At 40.3% G+C, this 21,847-nt stretch carries 18 protein-coding genes; all 18 read left to right on the forward strand.

Annotated features, from left to right (window positions below; translation table 11 throughout):
- Positions 1–700 precede the first annotated feature (700 nt).
- The 18 genes from NT010_02480 to NT010_02565 all read left to right on the forward strand — a co-directional run bounded on the left by NT010_02480 (position 701) and on the right by NT010_02565 (position 21,803).
- Positions 701–1,630 (forward strand): ParB/RepB/Spo0J family partition protein, encoded by a 930-nt coding sequence (locus tag NT010_02480; protein MCX5804924.1) that lies wholly within the window; start codon positions 701–703, stop codon positions 1,628–1,630.
- Between the two features lie 104 nt (positions 1,631–1,734).
- Positions 1,735–2,064 carry a hypothetical protein gene (locus NT010_02485; protein ID MCX5804925.1) on the forward strand — a complete coding sequence of 110 codons (330 nt, stop codon included), beginning with the start codon at positions 1,735–1,737 and terminating at the stop codon, positions 2,062–2,064.
- A 23-nt stretch (positions 2,065–2,087) separates the two neighbouring features.
- The gene (locus tag NT010_02490) at positions 2,088–3,863 is read left to right on the forward strand and encodes a thioredoxin domain-containing protein (GenBank protein ID MCX5804926.1); all 1,776 of its coding nucleotides are present in this window, start codon (positions 2,088–2,090) and stop codon (positions 3,861–3,863) included.
- Between the two features lie 139 nt (positions 3,864–4,002).
- Positions 4,003–5,004 (forward strand): PhoH family protein, encoded by a 1,002-nt coding sequence (locus tag NT010_02495; protein MCX5804927.1) that lies wholly within the window; start codon positions 4,003–4,005, stop codon positions 5,002–5,004.
- The gene (locus tag NT010_02500) at positions 4,985–6,691 is read left to right on the forward strand and encodes an HDIG domain-containing protein (protein ID MCX5804928.1); all 1,707 of its coding nucleotides are present in this window, start codon (positions 4,985–4,987) and stop codon (positions 6,689–6,691) included. Before NT010_02495 ends, NT010_02500 begins: the two co-directional genes overlap by 20 nt.
- A complete protein-coding gene (ybeY, locus tag NT010_02505; protein ID MCX5804929.1) occupies positions 6,654–7,127 on the forward strand; it encodes an rRNA maturation RNase YbeY in 474 nt (157 codons plus the stop codon). The genes NT010_02500 and ybeY overlap by 38 nt, the downstream gene beginning before the upstream one ends.
- A 10-nt stretch (positions 7,128–7,137) precedes the next feature.
- Positions 7,138–8,748, forward strand: a complete 1,611-nt coding sequence (gene lnt / locus NT010_02510; protein MCX5804930.1) for an apolipoprotein N-acyltransferase — start codon at positions 7,138–7,140, stop codon at positions 8,746–8,748.
- Between the two features lie 28 nt (positions 8,749–8,776).
- Complete coding sequence (locus NT010_02515) at positions 8,777–9,781, forward strand: LysE family transporter (GenBank protein MCX5804931.1); 1,005 nt, start codon at positions 8,777–8,779, stop codon at positions 9,779–9,781.
- Positions 9,782–9,979: 198 nt separating this feature from the next.
- The gene (locus NT010_02520; GenBank protein ID MCX5804932.1) at positions 9,980–10,453 is read left to right on the forward strand and encodes a hypothetical protein; all 474 of its coding nucleotides are present in this window, start codon (positions 9,980–9,982) and stop codon (positions 10,451–10,453) included.
- A gap of 36 nt (positions 10,454–10,489) precedes the next feature.
- Positions 10,490–11,245, forward strand: a complete 756-nt coding sequence (locus tag NT010_02525) for a histone deacetylase family protein (protein ID MCX5804933.1) — start codon at positions 10,490–10,492, stop codon at positions 11,243–11,245.
- 44 nt (positions 11,246–11,289) lie between these two features.
- A complete protein-coding gene (locus tag NT010_02530; GenBank protein ID MCX5804934.1) occupies positions 11,290–12,459 on the forward strand; it encodes an aldo/keto reductase in 1,170 nt (389 codons plus the stop codon).
- 18 nt (positions 12,460–12,477) lie between these two features.
- Complete coding sequence (locus NT010_02535; protein ID MCX5804935.1) at positions 12,478–13,377, forward strand: hypothetical protein; 900 nt, start codon at positions 12,478–12,480, stop codon at positions 13,375–13,377.
- 109 nt (positions 13,378–13,486) lie between these two features.
- Positions 13,487–14,098, forward strand: a complete 612-nt coding sequence (locus NT010_02540; GenBank protein ID MCX5804936.1) for a lytic transglycosylase domain-containing protein — start codon at positions 13,487–13,489, stop codon at positions 14,096–14,098.
- A 64-nt stretch (positions 14,099–14,162) separates the two neighbouring features.
- Positions 14,163–17,333 (forward strand): transcription-repair coupling factor, encoded by a 3,171-nt coding sequence (gene mfd / locus NT010_02545; GenBank protein MCX5804937.1) that lies wholly within the window; start codon positions 14,163–14,165, stop codon positions 17,331–17,333.
- 130 nt (positions 17,334–17,463) lie between these two features.
- Positions 17,464–18,456, forward strand: a complete 993-nt coding sequence (locus NT010_02550) for a peptidylprolyl isomerase (protein ID MCX5804938.1) — start codon at positions 17,464–17,466, stop codon at positions 18,454–18,456.
- Positions 18,453–19,382 (forward strand): peptidyl-prolyl cis-trans isomerase, encoded by a 930-nt coding sequence (locus NT010_02555; protein MCX5804939.1) that lies wholly within the window; start codon positions 18,453–18,455, stop codon positions 19,380–19,382. The genes NT010_02550 and NT010_02555 overlap by 4 nt, the downstream gene beginning before the upstream one ends.
- Positions 19,383–19,393: 11 nt before the next feature.
- A complete protein-coding gene (gene pdxA, locus NT010_02560) occupies positions 19,394–20,329 on the forward strand; it encodes a 4-hydroxythreonine-4-phosphate dehydrogenase PdxA (protein MCX5804940.1) in 936 nt (311 codons plus the stop codon).
- A 439-nt stretch (positions 20,330–20,768) separates the two neighbouring features.
- A complete protein-coding gene (locus NT010_02565) occupies positions 20,769–21,803 on the forward strand; it encodes a TRAP transporter substrate-binding protein (GenBank protein ID MCX5804941.1) in 1,035 nt (344 codons plus the stop codon).
- Positions 21,804–21,847 lie beyond the last annotated feature (44 nt).

Genomic DNA, 21,847 nt, shown 5'->3' on the forward strand with positions numbered 1-21,847 from the left:
GTCCATCTGACCCACGAACTGGCCATCTGATAATGACCGTTCACGCCTTGACCGACCTGACCACCCACACAACCTACCTTTTAAGAAACCTATCAAATTGTATTCCCTTTGTCTATTGGTGTCTTGTATAATAGTACGAGGTCTTGTTATTTGCACCAATGATGTTGTTCATAAAATAACGTTTCTTCCCGAAGTACTTTCTTCTGGGAAACCACGCAGTGTGTGCATTTGTACCTGCAGTTAATAATTCTTCATAAAAAATCCTATTATTAAACAGTTGGTACAGGGAGTTTAAGGTACATGCTTGCCCCATAGAAAAATCATAAAAATCTTGACACATTGTTTCTAAATTTCTACAATAAAAACAGCGTTAATGGGGACTCAAGACAGTGAATAGTTAAAAAGCAGTGAATAGTGAATAGTATATAGTGTACGGTTTAATCCCGCTTAATGCGGGACATAGTTAAAAAGACAGAAAATATGAGAAGGCAGTGAATAGTGGTAAAGGCGGTAAACGGGTTATGACTTTTGAGTATCCCAACTTTTTCTGTAAAGTTACTCCTTGATAAATCACCCCAGCAAGGGGGGGTGTTGCTACTCACTATTCACTGTTCACTAACGACTATGTCCCGCATTGAGCGGGATTAAACCGTACACTGCCTTTTAACTATTCACTGAATTTCAAAAAAGGGGGAATAATATGGCAACAAAAAAGATAAGCGTAAATCCTGAAGTTCTGTACATTCCCGTAGACAAGATTGTGGTAATGGAACAGGTGAGATCAAGCATCAGTATTGAAACGGACTCATTCAAATCACTTATGCAGTCCATCAAAGACAAAGGTATCTTAGAACCTCTTATTGTAACAGCTCAGGATGACGGGACATACCTCCTCATATGCGGGGAGAGGCGACTTGTAGCTGCCAGACAATTAGGCCTTGAATCCGTACCAATAAGAATTATTGAAGCAGGCAAAGAATTAGGTGAAACCGTAGCTCTTCAGCTCACTGAGAACTTGCAGAGAGAAGACTTAAATCCCATAGATCAGGCTAAAGGGATATTATTATATATACAAGCTAAACACCCTGATAAAGGGTATGATGTTGGTGGAGTGATGAGTGAATTGGTGAATGTCATGCGGACGCCAGATTATGCTTCAGAAGGATTTTCAGCAACTGTTGCTGAAACTCTTGAAATTGTCGGAAAGTCAATAAAGACGCTGTTTAACATAATTTCACTTTTAAAACTTTCTCCTGAAATTCAGGCCGAAATACGTACAGGAAATCTCCCTGTTTCCCAGGGTTATCTCTTCGCCGCAAACCTCGAATGCCCTGATCTTAAGAATATATTCGATGCTGTCATAAAGACACCGGTAACCAATGCTACATTGGAGCGGATGCTCACTGCATACAAAAAAGTCAAACCTGCTTCTGTTGATACAAAACCCATACCCGTAAAAAGACAGGTTAAAGATCTTGTATCCATAAAAACAAATTTTGATAAAGGCATTGGAACTTATATACGGGAAGATGTTGAAAAATATCTCTATGAACTGCAGGTTTTCTGTAATCATGTGCAACAACAGATGTTTATAACCCCATATGGAAAGAAAAGACCGCCGCAAGTATAAAAACAGTGAATAGTAAATAGTGAACAGTGAATAGTTAAAAAGGCAGAAAATGTGAGAAAGCCAGTGAAGTGAATAGTAGATAGTGTACGGTTTAATCCCGTTTAATGCGGGACATAGTAGAAGAGATAAGAGGACTTGTGAAGCGTGAAAAAATCCCCGCCAAGCGAGGACAGGCGCCTTTTCATTTTCCGGATTCACATAAGCGTATATGTGAATCCGGATTGAGTGGGCAGCGGCATGTCGGGGATTTTGCAGATGTGGATGGGCTGCAATATGTCAGTGACTTTGCAGATGTGGATGGGCTGGAAGCTTTGCAGGCCGCAGACGTACTGAACGCACGTCGGAGGATCGCAAGGCGAAGCAGACCGCCGCAGATCAATATCCCCGACATGCCGCTGCCCGACCAGGAGAAAAGAGCTAAAGATGCTCAATAAGAAATTAAAAAAGAGAGGAAATTATGAGTAGACTGGAAAAGGAAAAATCTGCTTACCTGCAACATGCAGCACAACATAAAATAGATTGGTATCCCTGGTCTGAGGAGGCATTTGAACGCGCGAAAAAGGAAGACAAGCCTGTATTCCTGAGTTCAGGTGCTATCTGGTGTCATTGGTGCCATGTTATGGCAAAGGAGAGCTTTGAAGACGAAGAGGTGGCAGCTCTGCTGAATGAATATTTTATTGCTGTCAAGATTGATCGGGACGAAAGACCGGACATTGACAGGAGGTATCAAAGGGCTCTTGCAGTAATGGGCTTAAGCGGCGGCTGGCCGCTGAGTATATTCCTGACTCCTGAAAAGAAACCTTTTTTCGGCGGTACATATTTTCCGCCTGTTGAGGGATTTGGAAGGCCCGGTTTTAAATCCCTCCTGAAGGCAATCGGAACTATGTATCAGCAGAAAAAAGAATCGGTGAATGAGAACAGCCAGGAAATTCTCCGTCATATGAAACAGGAGAAGCTTGAACCGGGTAATCTGGATTTATCGATGCTTGACGAGGCGAAAAAAAGCATCCTTTCAGATTTTGATCCAATTCATGGAGGATTCGGAAAGGCACCTAAATTCTCAATGCCCGGGGCAATGGAATTTCTCATCAGGAGGTATTCAACCGATAAAAACAGTGATCTTGAAAATACGATTAAGAAGACCCTTATATCTATGGCAAGGGGTGGTATTTATGACCAGCTTGCCGGCGGCTTTCACCGGTATTCGACGGATGAGGAATGGATTATCCCACATTTCGAGAAAATGGCCGATGATAATGCCTGGCTTTTACGGAATTATGTCCACGCATATAACCTTTTCGGCGATGAATCCTTTAAGGAGGTTTCGGAAGGCATAGTTGGTTTTTTATTAAACGAGCTTTCAAGCCCGGACGGAGGGTTTTTTTCGAGTCAGGATGCGGATATTACGCCTGATGATGAAGGCGGGTATTTTCTATGGAAAGATGACGATTTCAGGAGAATCCTGAATGACGATGAATACAGGATTCTGTCCCCTTATCTGCTTCACGAAAAGGGTGCCATGCGCCATGATGTTTTAAAAAGGGTGCTTTATATTACAGAAGAAATGGAGGGAATTGCCCGGAAAGACGGTATAGATATTGAAAAGGTAAGTAAAATTATTGAGATAGGAAAAACAAAACTGCTTTTGGAGCGCGAAAGGAGGGAGAAGCCTTTTGTGGACAAAGCTTTATATACGTCGCTCAATGGTATGCTTATTTCAGCTTTTTTTGAAGCATACAAAGCCTTTAAAGACGAAGAAATAAAGGAGTTTGCATTAAAAAGCCTTGAAAAGATTCTGGCTGTTAATTTTACTGACAAAGGACTTTTCCATGCTGAGGGCATCCATGCTCTCCTTGACGATTATGTCAATCTTATTGATGCATTCATAGGAGCGCATAAGGCCACCGGAAACATCGTATATCTCAATCAGGCAGATGAGTTCATGAAGGTATGCATCGCCAAATTCTGGGATGACGAAACAGGGGGTTTTTTTGACACCGAAGAAGATGTGATCGGCACAAGGCTCAAAGTACTGGAAGATTCCCCGCATCCTTCAGCCAATTCTGTGGGCATTATAAATCTCATTGAACTTTCTAAAATGCCGGGAAACGAAGAATATCTTAACTATGCGGAGAAGGCTCTGAAATGTTTTTCCATGATTGCCCAACCCATGGGAATTCATGGGGGTTATTACTACTGCGCGCTGGATATGTTCTTTCATGAAGGCAATTGAAATATTTGCTAAATCAACGGGTATTCAGGGGTTCGATTGCTGTATCAACTCTTCTAAAAACTTGCATATATTGAAAAAAATATTTATATGTTATAATTAATGTTTGTAATTCCAATGTCAGGAGGTAAACAAGACTTTTTTGGAAGAAAACACTGAAGAAGAGTATTTAAGACTGTCATTTGAAAATATAAATATAGCCCGTAATTTGTTTGGCACAAGAGATGAAAACATAAAGCACCTGAAAAAGTGTTTTAACATTAAAGTCAGCGTCAGAGGAAACCATCTTACTATCATCGGGAATAAAAGCGACCTCGAAAACGTTAACAAAGTTATAACAGAACTCCATGGCATAGCAAAGAGAGGTCATGCCGTAAAGCCTTCAGACATAGACCAGGCAGCGGGATATATTGCTAATAGGTATAGCGGCATCGATGAGCTCTACAAAGACCAGATTTATATATTTCCATCCAAAAAAACTATTGCTCCTAAGACAAAAAACCAGAAGACATATGTTGACGCCATAAAAAAACTTGACATGGTCATAGGCATAGGTCCGGCCGGTACAGGAAAAACATATCTTGCCATGGCAATGGCGCTCTCTTCCTTTTTTAAAAAGGAAGTGTCGAGGATAATCCTTACCAGACCAGCCATTGAAGCAGGAGAAAAACTCGGTTATCTTCCAGGGACCATGTATGAAAAGATAAATCCTTATCTAAGGCCGCTTTATGATGCGCTCTATGACATGGTGGATATGGAAAGGGCAACCAGGCTTGTAGAAAAGGGTGTTATAGAAATAGCACCCCTTGCATTTATGCGCGGGAGGACATTAAACGATGCCTTTGTCATTCTTGACGAAGCGCAGAATACCGGATCGGAGCAAATGAAAATGTTTCTCACCAGACTGGGTTTTTCTTCTAAGACGGTTATTACCGGTGATATTACCCAGATTGACCTGCCCGATAAAAAAACAAGCGGCCTTGTGGAAATTCAAAGCATTCTTAAGGGGGTTAAAGGAATACAATTCGTATATTTCACTGAAAAAGATGTGGTAAGGCACCCCCTGGTCCAGAAGATTATAAGGGCTTACGAAAAGAAGAAAATAACGGCAGAGGGCATAGACAATGCAGAACGGAAAGGGTAAACCTTCTACTTATTTAAAATACGGTAAGTTTGCTATTTTTCTTGTCCTTTCAATAGTTTTATCGTTGATTATCAGCATAAAAAGCCAATATGGCATAACCGAATACCAGTACGGCGATATAGCAAGAGAAAATATCAAATCCCCGGTTGATACTTATATACCAAAATTGGATATTACTATTAAAAAAGGGGAGATAATTATAAGAGAAGGTGAAAGGGTAGGGGAAGATCATCTGAATAAACTCTATGCCTTTAAAAACCTTGAAAAAGAAAAGCCTTCAAACCTTGCAAAAATTTTTTATCTCTCTCTATTGCTTTTCCTTTTCATGGTAATAATATACGAATATGCAGACAGAAATATCAAAAAATTCGCACTTTCAGAAAAGGACCTCATTTTTGGCGCAGTCCTGCTAATTTTTACAACAGCAATGGTAAAATTACCTTTTTTTGTTTTCGAGTATTTTACCCAGAAATATGCCCCTGATATTTTTTATATTGTGCCCATATTCCTGTTCGGAATAATAATGCGTGTTGCCCTGTTCTCAGAAGCAGCAATTGTATTCTCCATCTTTTTTGCAATTATTATGGGTTTTGCCTTTGAAAACAGTATGCCTATTTTCCTTTACACATTCATTGGAAACGTCCTTGCATCATATTTTTCAGGCAAGTGTGAGAACAGAAACACAATACTCAAGGCAGGTCTTTATACTGCATTTATTATGAGTTTTATCATGCTCCTTTTCAATCTTATTACCGGCCATGCCCTCTCCAATCTCCCTGCGAGAATTGCATTTATACTTCTCAGCGGCATCGGAAGCAGCTTCATTGCTCTGGGTCTTCTTCCAGTGATAGAGCATATATTCGATTATACTACAGACGTAAAATTATTAGAGCTTGCAAACCTTGAACACCCCCTTCTTGAAGATATGATGGTCAATGCTCCTGGAACATATCATCACAGCATAATTGTTGGTAATTTATCAAAGGCAGCAGCGGAAAGCATTGAAGCTCATCCCCTGCTTACAAGGGTTTCTTCCTATTACCATGATATCGGAAAGTTGAAAATGTCCCATTATTTTATCGAAAATCAGAAAGGCTTCGAAGATGCCCATAAAACATTGTCTCCGAATATGAGCGCTCTTATTATCCTTTCCCATGTGAAGGAAGGCGTGGAGCTTGCTGAAAAATACAGACTTGGAAAAAAAATAAAAGACATAATAAAGGAACATCACGGAACAAGCCTTGTAAGCTATTTCTATAACAGGGCAAAAGAAATGGAGGATCCGGAACTGCATATAATTGAAAAACAGGATTTCAGATATGCGGGTCCAAAACCGCAGACAAAAGAGGCCGGTATTGTAATGCTGGCAGATTCAGTGGAAGCATCTTCCCGAATGCTGGCCGATCCGACACCAAAAAGGATAGAAAACCATGTCCAGAATGTGATAGAGAATATCTTTCTTGACGGTCAGCTTGACGATTGCGAGCTGACATTAAAAGATTTACATGCAATACAAAAAAGCTTTATAACAATACTTTTGGGTATATTCCATCACAGGATCGAATATCCGGAAAAGGCAGAACATGATGATACTCATAAAAGACTCACAAAGGTCTCTGAAAACGGACAAAAGGCGCATAAAAAAGATCATGGAAGACCTGTTGATATCTTTAAAGCTGCAGGATAAATCCTTAAGCATCCTTTTTATTAACAATACTGCTATTAAAAAGCTTAACAAAAATTACTTCAATAAAGATAAACCTACAAATGTTATATCTTTTTCGTATATAGACGATCTCTCCTGTGGAATGAATCACCCCAATGCAAGCCTCAATATATCGACAAGGAATTTTGAACAGATTTGCTTTAATACCCAAGGAGCAATTATGGGGGATATTGCCATATCACTGGAAAGGGCGAGAGAAGAAGCTGAAGATATAAACTGCCATTTTTATGAAAGGGTTTTTGCCCTCATAGTACATGGTCTTCTTCATGTTTTAGGGTTTGATCATGAAAACGGGAAGAATGAAGCCCGAAAGATGAGATACAGAGAAAATAAACTAATGGATTATATCCGGTCACACAAGCTGTATAAAGAGCTTGTTTTCCAGTACCAGCCTTGAATAATAGATTATGCCTGATGATTTAAAAAAACAGGATGCGGTGTTTAAAATAAATTCAACATTCAACATTCAAAATTCAACATTGCAAACTTATCGGTTCCTGCCGATATTTTCCGGTATTCTTATAATACTCTGTCATCCTCCCATCTCCCTTTCCTCCATCGCATATATTTCTCTTATACCGTTGCTCTGTTCATTGAAAAAAGACAATTTCCGTCAGAACTTCATTTCAGGTTTTATCACAGGCATCGTTTCCTATCTCGGACTTATTTACTGGGTCGTTATTGCAATGAACAGTTATGGCGGGATAGATATATACACAAGCTTTTTAATACTGCTCCTTTTCGCTCTGTATCTGTCTTTTTACAATGCAATTTTTGCCGTTTCATTGCCCTACCTTGAAAGTAGATTGTCAATCCCTCTTTTTGTGTCCGCACCTGTTATCTGGGTGATCCTGGAATACTTAAGGGGTATTGTATTTAGCGGTTTCCCCTGGTATTTGTTGGCATATTCCCAGCATAAATTTCTTCCTTTTATACAGGTTGTGTCTGTTACGGGACCGTATTTTATATCGTTTCTGATAGTAGCTGTTAATTGTATTTTTTATCAAATTTTTGTCGGGAAGCAAGAAAAAGCTGAACAGATAAAAGGTCATGCTTTTTTTATATATATGCTTTTGATATCAGTACTATATACAGGAACGCTGGTCTATGGCTATGGAAGGATAAAATTTAACGATGAAGGGGATATGAAGGCTGCCATCATACAGGGCAACATATTACAGAATGTTAAATGGGACGAAGCCTTTAAAGCAAAGATTATCAGAACGTATTGCCTGAAAACACTTGAAGCAGGAAAGGATGTCGACCTTGTTATCTGGCCTGAAACTGCAATGCCTTTCGTTTTTAACGACGAAATATATGTAAAGAGGATTATCGGGGAACTGTCTGCTACCCTGAAGACCAACATTCTATTTGGAACAGTCTCAAGGAACAGTATGGGGAAATACTGTAATTCTGCATATGTTTACGACAAAACCGGTGGATTGACCGGAAGTTACAATAAGGTACATCTTGTACCTTACGGTGAATATACCCCTCTTTTGAAATATTTGCCTTTTCTTGCGAAGTTTACTGCAGCCGGTGGTGATTTTGTTTCGGGAGAAGCCCATAAACCGATTGAAACTGCGGTTGGAAAAATAGGTGTACTTATATGTTATGAGGGCACATTCCCTTATATAACCAATGATACGGTAAGAAGGGGGGGGCAGGTACTTATAAATATAACTAATGATGCATGGTTCGGGAAAACATCGGCCCCTTACCAGCACCTTGTTTTTTATGTATTCAGAGCCATTGAGACGGACAGGTATGTTCTGAGAGCTGCCAATACAGGAATAAGCGCAATTATAGATCCGAGAGGACATATAAAACAAAAGACGGACATATTTACTGAAGATGCTATAAGAGGTAAATTTTCTTTACGCAACGGACAGACATTTTATGTGAGATACGGAGATTACTTTGTCCTGATGGCATTCCTGTTTCTTACAGCTTTGTGTATAATAAAGTATTTAAAAAATAATAAAAAAGGAGCTAACGATTCATCATCTTTGCCATGATATGTAAACAGAGAATCACGGATGGGCTATGAACATATTCAGCCTTTTTTTAATTGGATTTATACTTGGACTGACCGGCGCAATGGCGCCCGGCCCTCTTTTAACAATAACCATAGGTGAATCTGCAAAACGCGGCGGCATAGTTGGCCCCATGGTTGTACTTGGCCATGGTATTCTTGAATTTTTTTTGCTTATTTTAATTATATTCGGCCTGGGGAGTATTCTCAATAATAAGATTATTTTTTCCATCATAGCCTTTGCAGGCGGCATTATCCTTATATATATGGGTTACAGCACTATTAAAGAACTCAAGAATTATCAATTATCGGCAACATCATCATCTTCACAAAAGGGGCTGCATCCTGTTATTTCAGGTATTGTTGTGAGTCTTTCAAATCCATACTGGTTTATATGGTGGATTACAATCGGCATGGGTTATGTGATGTTTGCAAGAGGCCTTGGCATCAAAGGCGTTCTCGCTTTTTTTGTCGGCCACATACTTTCCGATCTTGTTTGGTACAGCTTTATCTCCTATGGTATCCAGTTTGGAGGCAGGTTCTTCAGCATAAAAGTAATCAAGACCATCCTGCTGGTATGCAGTATATTTTTGATATGCTTCGGGGGTTACTTTATTGTTAAGGGCTGCGGATTACTATTACCTGGGCTTACGTCGCCCCCTCCGCCAGCCAAGCTGTCGGAGCCTCCCCTTCTCGCTCACCGTGTGAGCTATTTAGCACTTGGACGATTTGCTCATTTACCTGGGCTTACGTCGCCCCCTCCACCAGCCAAGCTGTCGGAGCCACCCCCTCTCACTCACCTTGTGAGCTATTTAGCTCTCGGACGATTTGCACATTTACCGGGACACCCACAAGCGGGTACCCGGTCGCCCCCTCTCTTTTCTGTATACACGAAGGATGTCCGCTCACTTATGTTCGCTTGGACGTCCGCTTGTGCTGGGACGCAAGTAAATGCATTTACGTCCTGCGTCCGAAGGAGTATAGCGACTGAACGTCCTTCGTCCGTCGGGTGGTAAATGGGAGCCTCCCGCACCCGCAAGCGGGTACCCGGCTCACCGTGTGAGCTGTGTAAATTCCGATGAGCAATTTAAGTAAGTACCTTGTTTAAAGTGTTTTTTGCTGGTTACCCGTTGGAATGCAGGCAGGGATTAAATTTGGAAGAGTTTTTTGGAAACAAATTTAAGTTAATTGGTTTTTGAAAGGAGAAAGTATAAATGGAAGATCAAAAACAATATTTTAAAGGAACTGTTCCGCCGCCGGTTATCTTTTTCGTATTTTTAATACTCGGTTATGCGGCAAACCGGATAATGCCTTTTGATTTCATATTTTCTGCATGGATTGTACGCCTGCTTGTCGGGACGCCGATACTTATAATATCCGGCATCATTGCTTTTGCTGCTGCAATAGTTATGATAAAAAACAAAACATCCATCAATTACAATAATCCCACAACAAAGTTCCTATCAAAAGGACCTTTCGGCTTTACAAGAAACCCTCTGTATCTGTCTCTCTTACTGCTTATGTGCGGAATTGCTGTCACCACAAATTCCTTATGGTATTTCATTTTTTTTATTATTATGTTTTTTATTTTTAATTTCGGCATAGTAGCACGCGAGGAACGTTATCTTACAAAATGTTTCGGAGATGAATATATTCAATATAAAAATAATGTCAGACGCTGGATTTAAAAAAACCTGAAGAAATGCTATATTTAGGTAGAGTTTATGATACCGACATTATATAGCGATGATTTCCTTATAGACTATCCGACGGTAGATTGCGAAAACCCCGACAGAGTTGGTGTGGTTATCCCCCAGATCAGCGATATCGCCCAAATTATTGAACCTGAACCATGCAGTGTCAATGATCTTCTCCTTTGTCACAGTGATTCCATAATAAAACTGGTGCAAAAAAACAGCAAAGTATACGATGTTGCCATAAAAGCTGTTGGAGGAGCGTTTCGTGCCGCTGAAATAGGTCTCGAAAAACCGGCATTTGCCCTCATCAGGCCGCCTGGTCACCACGCAGGATCTAACTTCAACGGCGGATTCTGTTTCTTTAACAACATGGCAATAGCAATCAAAAAGCTCCTTTCTCAGGGATGTATTAAAAAAGCCCTTATTGTCGATATTGATCTTCATTACGGAAACGGCACTGAAGATATCGTAAGAGAGGACAGCCGCATTACCTTCAGAAATATTGATTCCAACAGGAGGGAAGATTTCCTTGCCGATCTCGAAGAAGCTCTGAAAGATGCCGGGAATTTCGATATTGTAGGCTGTTCCGCAGGTTTTGATACTTATGTACACGATTGGGGCTCCATACTTCTTACGGAAGATTTTTTTAGTTCCGGCAAAATGTTCGTGAAAGCCAACCCCCGTTTTTTTGCCATACTCGAAGGAGGTTATTACATCACCGATCTCGGTAAAAATGTCCGGGCATTCTTCAGGGGTATGATGGAATCCTGTTCACCGGCTTAAGCCGGCGCAGGTTTTAAAAGCAACGATGAAGAGGAGGGATTTTTATGAGCGACGCAAAAGATCATAATTCCATGAATCGAAGGGATTTTCTGAAAATTGGAGTTGTAGGAGCTGCTGCAACGGCAGGCTTGGGTGGATTAAGCAAAATTGTGGAAGGCGTTACTGCCTCAAAACACGACATAATGCCGGTTTACCGTACATTGGGGAGGACAGGCCTCAAAGTGACGATTGTGAGCTTTGGCGCTATGCTTACCCCGGACCATGAACCAATGGAAGCTGCCTTTGACCTTGGCGTAAACTATGTTGATACTGCCCGTAGGTATATGAACGGCAGAAATGAAGAGATCGTTGGAAAAGCGCTCAAGGGTCGCAGGGACAAGGTCTATGTTGCTACAAAAAGTCTTCCGTCATCAACAACAAAAAAGGATATTCTTAATGATGTGGAGACGAGCCTCTCCAAGCTCCGGACAGATTATATCGATGTAATACAACTCCACAGCCTTACGAGCGGCGACCGTGCATTTATGCCTGAAATACGGGAAGTGCTTATGGAACTTCGTAAACAGGGCAAAGTCCGTTTTTTCGGCGTCACGACCCACACGAATCAAGCCGATGTTTTGAAGGCCATTGCAGATGACCCTGACAAGTTTTTTGATACGGCACTGGTATCGTACAATTTCAAGAGCGAAATGTCGGTAAAGAATGCCATTGCTCTTGCTGCAAAGAGCGGCATTGGTATTGTTGCTATGAAAACTCAGGCTGGAGGATATAAAACAGATGCACTCGGTCCAATTAGCCCCCATCAGGCAGCGCTTAAGTGGGTTCTTCAGGATACCAACGTGGCATGTGCCATTCCAGGCATGAAAGATATGACCATGCTTCAGGAGGCAACGGCGGTTATGGGGATGAAGATGACCCGCAGGGATGAACGCATCCTCGAACGTTATGCCGAAGCCATCACCCCGTACTACTGCCATCTATGCGCTCAATGTGAGCCTACATGCCCGCAGAACATTGCCATAAGCACCATTAACCGCTCCATCATGTACGCTGAAGGGTATGAGGACATGGAACTGGCCAGAGCAACTTATGATGAAATACCCCCTCATAAATCAGTCTATGCGTGTTCCAATTGCACAGAGTGCGTAGCGCGTTGCGTAAACGGTCTGAATATTGCCGCTAAAATACAGAAAGCTAAAACGTTATTTGCGTAAAAAATGAAGAGACATAATATGATCTTATGGTTTTTGGTTTTACTCGCATTCTTTGCTGTGGACACACATGCCTTGCCTGTCGATATATTGCCGGAAAATGTATTACCAATAACAGGTTTTTCAGAAGGCTGGGTTGTTGAAGGCAAAGTAAAGACATTCAACCCGGATGACCTTTATAAACACATTAACGGTGAAGCCGAACTTTATCTACCATACGGTTTTGAAATTCTCACGGCAGCCACCTATGTGAATAAAGATAATCCAAATAAGGCGCTTGCCGTGGATGTTTACAAGATGGGCTCGCCGCTCGACGCCTTTGGAATATTTTCACGTTACCGCGATCCTGATGCAGCAGAGGCAAAGATGGGGAACGGGAGTTTTATAAACGATTCTCAATTGATGTTCTATAAAGGCCGTTTTTTTGTTCAATTAGCTGCTTCAGGTTCTATGACCCCGGAAAGGAATGTATACACAGATTGTGCAAGGGAAATTTTAAAAAATATTACAGGAGAGCTTTTACGTCCAAAGGAACTTGATTTCCTGAATATTCCAGCTCTTATTCCCCAAACAGAAATGTACATTTCACAGAGTGTCCTCGGGTATGCATTCTTTAAGAAAGGACTGACGGCAAGGGCAAACATTGACGGCGAATCGGCGAGGATATTTGTTGTTTTTAATGAATCCGAAAAGGACGCACTGGATGCAATTGCCCGGTATATCGATTACCTGAAAAGGGCGGGTGTTGAGCCGCAATTTAGAAAAAATACAAAGGATATAAATCTCCTTGCTCTGGATCCGCTATATAAAGGTTTTGTCATTCGGCAATCCGGGCGTTATCTCATAGGTGTTACAAACCTTGCAGACCCTGCCAGGGGTATTACTTTTATAGAACAGATACAGTTACGTATCACCGAATAGCAAAAAATAGACAAAACCATTTAAGACAGCACCCGCTTTCCCGTTGAGAGTTCTTCAGGACTGCAAGTCGATTTGACAAAGTATATCAGATTGTTGTAAAGTGTCCTTTATGAAATTTAACCATAAAATTAAACTATTATCGATCAGCCTTGTTGTAATGATGTTTATACTTGTGTACGGTAGGTTTAATCCTGATTCCATGTTCTCATGGAGTAAGTCTGCCGGTCAGGAAAGGATCGTAAAAAAAATAACCGAATATATGGAGAAAGAAGATGCCACTGTTAGCGATGATGAATTAAAAGACGTGGCGACTATGATATACAAAGAATCCGGTCAAAACAACTTAGATTACAGACTTATTCTTGCCATCATGAAGATTGAGAGCAATTTCAAACACAAAGCCGTGTCTTCCAAAGGGGCAAGAGGACTCCTTCAGGTTAAACCATCACATGCAAAGTTTATTGCCCGTGATATGGGAATCGCGTGGCATGGGGCAAAGACCCTTGATGAGCCGGACAAAAACATAAAAATAGGTATCCATTTCTTCTCAGAGCTTATGGAAGATTTCGAAAATATCAATATGGCACTTCATGCGTACAATATGGGACCGACAAGGCTGAAGGAAATTATGTCGGAAAAGAGCAAACAGGAAAAGGGTTTTTCAAAACTCGTTTTGAGAGAATACAGGAAGAATATGATAATTCTGCCTGATCCGCAATAATCCGGCAAAACATATCCAGAATTTTATTTGATTAACCCGCAACATATAACTTATAACATTTACCATGTATCATCTTGATAGAAATGGTTTTATCTATATAACCGGCAAAATAGGTTCTTTTGTCTCTTTTCTCCTCTCGAACACCTGCAGAAAGACCTTACTGTTTTACGATACTGAGGATGAGGCGCTTTTAATAAAGGAAGAGATGGAATTTTTTACCAAAAAAGAAGTCCATCTTTTTCCTGTCTATACTGACAGGGTTTTTGAGAAAGAAGATGAAACAAAAAGGATCAGTTTTTTATATCATCTGGCTGCTGATGATACATTTACCGGTATATTCCCCTATAGTGCCATTACACGACCTTTGACAGCGCAGGGTTCCATACTTGCACATACAAAAGATCTGAATTTCGGCGATACGGTTTTCCAGGAAGAACTTGTTTCATATCTTGACGAAAATGGTTACGAAATTACTTCGCTGGTACGGGAAGAAGGCGAGTACGCAAAAAGGGGAAGCATTATTGACATCTTCCCTCCATCAAGCGATAAGCCTGTCAGAATTGAATTCCTCGGCGACCAGATATTTTCTCTGCGTATTTTCAACCCTGCAACACAGAGGTCTCACGATGAGATAGAAAAAATCAGCATCACACCGGCAAAAATTTTGAAGGATGAGAAGATTACCCTTCTGAACTATCTTAAAGAGGAGATGATTTTTGTCCATAACGGGCTTGATTCAATCCTGCGGATAGTACTGGACGATGCCAGGACAGCCTGGAATATCGAAAAGCATAAGGCTATTTTCCATTCAAGCCTCAACATAGATATATCTGGCGTTCAGGGTAATGAGGAGGGGGAAATTATAGAAGCAGTTTCAAATGAGGATTTGAAACACCTTTTCGAGACGAAAAAAACAGGAATATTCAAAACCTTCTCCGATAAAATCAAAAGTGATTGGAAGGAATACAGATTTATCTATGTATTTGCAAATAGCCTGCATCAGGGAGAAAGAATGCAGGAAATCCTCAAAAACTACGATATATTGCTGCCGATAATTCACGAAATAGCTGTTTCCGGCAAAGAAAGAGAATGGGCTGTTGTCATCGGGCCGTTAAGGCGTGGTTTCAGGACAGACAGCATTATTGTGCTTACTGAAGAAGATATAGTAGGACCCAAGAAAAGGATAGTAAAAAAAAGATGGGACGGTCTTGATGATTTGCTCAATTCATTCAAAGACCTGAATGTGGGGGAATGGGTAGTACACATTGACCATGGGATCGGGGTATATAAAGGTATTGTAAAATTGATGATAGACGGATCTGCCAAGGATTTTCTTCTCATCGAATACCAGGATGGAGACAAACTATATGTTCCGATCGACGACCTGCGACTTGTTCAAAAGTTTATGGGTGGCGAAAAACATAAGCCGAAAATAGACAAACTCGGTTCCCAATACTGGAAAAATACAAAAAGCAGGGTAAAAAAACATATTGAGGATATTGCAAAAGAGCTTATCGGGATATACGCGGAGAGGGAAATGGCTGAAGGCTATGCATATCCGCCTGAAGATGAAGCATTCAGAGAAATGGAGTCACGATTCGAGTACGAAGAAACAGACGGCCAATCCGAAGCAATCGAAAAGGTGCTTGATGATTTGAAGAGCACAAAGCCCATGGATAGGCTTGTCTGCGGAGATGTGGGTTTTGGAAAAACAGAGATTGCTATACGGGCGTCCTTTAAGGCGGTTATGGACAGTAAACAGGTTGTGCTCCTTGTTCCAACAACGATACTTGCACAACAGCATTACAAAACTTTTATTGACCGATACAGGGATTATCCCGTAAACATTGAAATGTTAAGCAGGTTCAGGACAAAGGAAGAACAGAAGCGGATAGTTGAAGCAGTAAAAAAAGGCTCAATTGACCTTGTTATCGGCACACACAGGCTGCTCCAGAAAGACCTGGCATTTAAAGATCTGGGACTGCTTATTATTGACGAGGAGCACAGGTTTGGAGTCAAACACAAAGAGGCATTGAAGCAGATCAAGAAAAACATTGACGTCCTTACTCTCAGTGCAACCCCTATCCCGAGAACGTTGTATATGGCAACAATGGGCATACGGGATTTGAGTGTTATAAATACACCCCCCCTTGATAGGCTTGCTGTAAAAACTTTTGTTGTTAAATCCAAAGATGAAACAATAAAAAAAGGTATCGCGAATGAACTGAACAGAGGTGGACAGGTCTTTTTCGTGCACAACTATATTTACAATATCGGCATAATATATGAACACCTGGAGAGACTCTTGCCTGATGCAAGGATAGCTGTTGCCCATGGAAGGATGGATGGAAAACAACTTGAAAAAATTATGCTCGATTTTATAGACAAAAAATATGACATCTTGCTTTCTACCAACATTATCGAATCAGGCCTTGATATTTCGAATGTCAATACTATATTTATCAATAACGCACACAGGATGGGCCTCGCCGATTTGTACCAGCTAAGGGGCAGGGTCGGCAGGAGCACAAAGCAAGCCTATGCTTATTTGCTTGTCCCGAGAGATGAAGCCCTTAATAAAGACGCAACCTTAAGATTAAAGATTATAGAAGAACTTGCCGATCTCGGCTCAGGTTTCCATATTGCTAATTACGATCTTGAAATAAGAGGTGCAGGGAATCTTCTTGGCAAGGAACAATCGGGCAATATAAACCTTATCGGGTTCGAGCTTTACTGCAACATGCTTGAAAATGCGGTAAATGAATTGAAAAATCAAACAGAAATTAAAGAAGAAGAGGTCATAACTGAAATAAATATTCCTATAGATGCATTCATCCCAGATGCTTACATCGAAGATCCTGCACAGAAGCTTCTTGTATACAAGAGACTTTCAAAAATAAAGGAAACATCGGAGCTCAATGAAATGGGAGAAGAGCTCAAAGACAGATATGGTGAGACACCGGAACCGTTAAATAATCTTCTTAAAATCATATCACTTAAAATTTTCCTTACAGGCCTGAAAATCAGAAAGCTGGAATATTCGGCAAAACGTATTATTATTCAAACCACTAATGATACACCCTTTAATATGAAAAAAATGCTGAGACTTATACAAGAAGGCCGGTACGGATTAAAGCTTTTGCCTGACGGGAAGATCATAATGCCAACCGACAAAAAAACAGAAGATATTATAAGTTCAGCAAGAAATGTCTTGAAGGAAATAATTTCAATATGATATAAGAGAATCAATATCCGGTTATCAGCAATCAGCATGCATTTGATTCGTGTAAACTTTTCAGTTATCTGATTAGGCACCGTATGCTGAAAACTGATCACTGAGAGTCTAAACCTAATGAGGTGATTTGATGAAAAAAATTTTCATTTGTATTTGTTTGCTCTTTTTTATTTTTTCCTGTTCAAAAAAGGAAAATGGCACAACCCTTGTAACTATCGATAATGACAGCATAACCCTCGAGGAATTCAATAAGGAACTTGATAAAATTCCAACAAATATGAAAATGCTTGTTGCCACCCAGACCGGCAAAAAAAATTATCTTGATAGATTAATCGTCAAAAAACTCCTTCTCAGGGAGGCAAAGAAAGAAAAGATTGACAGCGAAAAAGAGTTTCAAGACAGACTGATCGATATAAAAGATCAGCTTCTTATAGAATCTGTATTAAAAAAGAGATTAAATTCCGATACAAGTATAACAGATGCGGATCTGAAAAAATATTACGATACCAACAAAGAAAACTTTAAAAGGGATAGGGAAATAAATACCCGCCACATTCTTGTTAAAACGGAAGGAGAGGCAAATCAGATACAGGCAAAACTTCAAAAAGGTGAAGATTTTATAGAGCTTGCAAAGAAATATTCAATTGATCCTCAGGCCGGGGCAAACGGGGGAGAATTGGGGTATCATCCGAAAGGAACACTTGTGCCTGAATATGAAACAGCAGCTATGAAGCTTGCAAAGGTTGGCCAGGTGAGCGGGATTGTCAAAACTAAATTTGGCTTCCATATCATAAAACTGGAAGGTATAAAACCGCCGGCTTATGTTTCATTTGAAGAAGTAAAAGATTTCATAAAGCAGAAAATGGCCCAGGAAAAACAGGCGGAGCTTTTGGAAAAATACATAAATGGTTTGAAAAAAGAATCTAAAATTACAATAAAAGAAGAGCTTCTAAAAGAGGAAAAATCAGATTCAGCCGCCAAACCGGAAGCTGGAGCCAAACCTGAGGCCAAACCGGAAGCTGGAGCCAAACCTGAGGCCAAAACGGAAGCTGGAGCCAAACCTGAGACTCAGGAAAAAGTTGAAAAACAACAAACCAAAGAAATTGCACCAGCTAAAAAATGAATCGTTTTATTGTAACAATCCTTGTTGTTCTGACAATTATCTTTCCGTGTATTTCTAACTGCGAAGTAGTCGACAGGGTTATTGCCATCGTTAACGATGATATAATAACCCTGATGGAGTTGGAAAAATATGTTCATGTTGAGAAACACGGTAAATTTGTATCTGTAAATGAATATTTCAGGAACATCAAGATGCTTGAAAAGATAGACACACTGATAGAGAACCTGCTGATGAAACAGCAGGCAAAAAAATTGAAAATTGATGTGTCTAATAAAGAAATTGATTCCATAATAAATAATATTAAAAAACAGTATCTAATTACCGAAGATGAATTAAAAGAACAGCTTAAAAAAGACAATGTCAACTTTAAAGATTTTGTTGAAGGCATAAGATCAAGCACGCTTAGGACCAAAGTGCTTTCGCAGGTTATTTCTCCGGAGGTTCTTGTTACAGACAATGATTTGATAGAGTTTTACAACAAACATATAGCTGATTACAAAGAAGAAACATACCGGTTGAGACAGATATTTATTTCCAATAATCAAAGTAATCCGCAAGATAAGGCAATGACTGCATACAACCAGTTGAATGAAGGAAAGCCCTTTGAGTTGATTGCCAAAGAATTTTCTGATGATCCTTCCAGCCCTGAAGGTGGTGATATAGGATTTGTTAAAAGCGAAGACCTTATACCTGAATTGAGGGTAGCCGTAAGGACTCTCACGCCTGGGTCATATACCAATGTTGTAAGAACTCCCTACGGGTTTCTTATCCTGAAGCTTATCGAAACAAAAAAGGGCGACACCATCGCCTTTGAGGCAGTAAAAGATAAAATTCATGAAAGGATGATCCAGGAAGAAAGTGACAAAAGATACAAAGATTATATCAATAAACTACGAAAATCTTCTTATATTGAGGTTAAAATCTGAAAAGAATCGCAATAACCATGGGCGACCCCGCAGGAATAGGCGGGGAAGTTGCTTTGAAATCTCTCCTTAGTATCTGCAAAAACAGTATTCCTGTCCTGATAGGCGATAAAAAACATATTGACTATCTGTCAGAGCATTTTTTTGGCAACAGAGTTTTAAAATTTAAAAAGTTTAAGCAAGGTGTGTCCGGAGATATTGAACTTATTGACCTTGGCCTGATAGACAATGTCCGGTTCGGCATTATTGATGCGACATATGGCCATGCATCTTATCAATATATCATAGAGGCATTAAAGCACATTTTTTCGGGGGATGTATCGGCAATTGTTACGTGTCCGATTAATAAAATGTCTATCCGTTCCGCAGGTATTCCTTTTATAGGGCATACGGAACTCCTTGCTCATTTTGCAGGAGTTAAGGATTATGTTATGATGATGGCCAACAGGAAAATGCGTGTATCCCTTGCGACAATTCATATTCCTCTCAGGGATGTCCCCGGTTCTCTCAGCGTTGACAAAATATTTAAGTGTATATCCATTACTTCCCGTTCCCTGAAGGCGTATTTCAACATAAAAAAACCACGCATTAAAGTATGCGGCCTCAACCCCCATGCTGGCGAGCACGGCATTATGGGTGACGAAGAGATTGTGATCCATGAAGCAATTTCTATGGCAAGGGCTTTAAGCATAGATGTAGATGGCCCGTTTCCTGCGGATACATTATTTCATAAAGTAAATTGTGATGCCTATATTGCCATGTACCACGACCAGGGGCTTATCCCGGTAAAAACAACCGGTTTCGAAAAGACAGTGAATATTACGCTGGGATTGCCCTTTATTCGCACCTCGCCCGGACATGGGACAGGCTATGATATTGCCGGCAAAAGCGTTGCGGACCCATCAGGCTTAATCGAGGCATACAGGTTAGCCGAAGATATGATTAACTGATATTTACCGCACTCAACGATATAAATTTATTTGTGTTTTAATTAATACAATATTGCTTGACAGAAAAAAGGTATTTTGTTAATAGATTACCGGCATTATGGAAAAAGATAATGATGTTTAAAATGGTTTTGGCGGTGGCGGTAAAAGAAGATATTGCTGTGAAGCCGTAAACCAGGGCTATGTAAGGTTTTACACCATCCATAGCCCTTTATTGTTTATGTTGCTTTGCAAAGAGGTAATAATAATGCAGCTGGTTTATTGTATTATTTGCTGTAATTCCAGAAACTTCTTGACAAAAATCTGTCGATACAGTAGAAGTGCATTAAGGGGTAATATTTTTTTAGATACTATAGATAATGTATACAAAGTTGCTCTGGTCTGCCCACTCTTTAAGAGGGGTAATAAGACTGTTCAATCTTTATAGACAAGGGGGTATTTCATGAAAGTAAAATATTTTTTATTAATTTGTGCCGCATTTGTTCTCCTATCCGGTTTTTATGTTGCAACACCTAAGGAAGCATACAGCCAGGCTGTAATAACGCTTAAATATGCGAACTTCCCGCCTGCTCCGACTTTCCCTTGTGTCCAGATGGAAAGATGGGCGAAAGAAGTGGAAAAAAGGACTAACGGAAAGGTCAAGATACAAACCTTCCCCGGTGGAACATTGCTGCCTGCTAAAAACATATTTGACGGGGTTATTTCAGGAATGGCAGACATCGGGAACTTCGCGATGAGTTATCAGCCAGGCCGTTTCCCCATATCAGAGGCTATTGACCTGCCGGTTGGATTTTCCAGTGCAAAAGCAGCAAGCCTTGCTCTTCTTGATCTTATCGAAAAATATAATGCCAAAGAATTTGAAAAAGTAAAAATCCTTACAATGTTTACGTGTCCACCTGCAAATATCATGACAAAACTACCTGTCAAATCATTAAAAGATTTGAAAGGATTGGAATTGAGAGTAGGAGGAACTCAGGCAGATATAATAAAAAATCTGGGCGGCATACCGGTTGCTATGCCGCAATCTGATACACCGGAAGCAATTCAAAAGGGTGTAGTTAAGGGGCATGTATCTTCAATGGAAGTCCTTAAAGATTTTAATTATGCTGCTTATACTCCCAATGCAACAATAGCAAATCTGTGGGTTGTTACATTTGCCGTTGTTATGAACAAAGATAAATGGAACTCACTTCCTGCGGACGTGAAGAAGCTTTTTGATGATATGAAACGTGAGCAGGCAGAATGGACAGGCAAATATGTGGACGACCATGTACAGGAATCGCTTGCCTGGTCAAAAGAGAAATATAATCTTCAGATCTTTGAACTTCCGGCTGCTGATAAAGCACAGATTCCAAAGCTCCTGAATCCCATCATAGATGCATATGTAAAGAAGGTAAATGCCCTGGGTCTGCCCGGTGAGCAAATAATCAAAGATGTTCTGGCATTAAAGGCAAAATACGAAAAACAATATAAGTAACAGAAAACACAAAAAGGCGTCTGAACTTCGGGCGCCTTTTTGTG

It is taken from the genome of Pseudomonadota bacterium (assembly GCA_026388275.1).
GTDB lineage: Bacteria > Desulfobacterota > Syntrophorhabdia > Syntrophorhabdales > Syntrophorhabdaceae > JAPLKB01.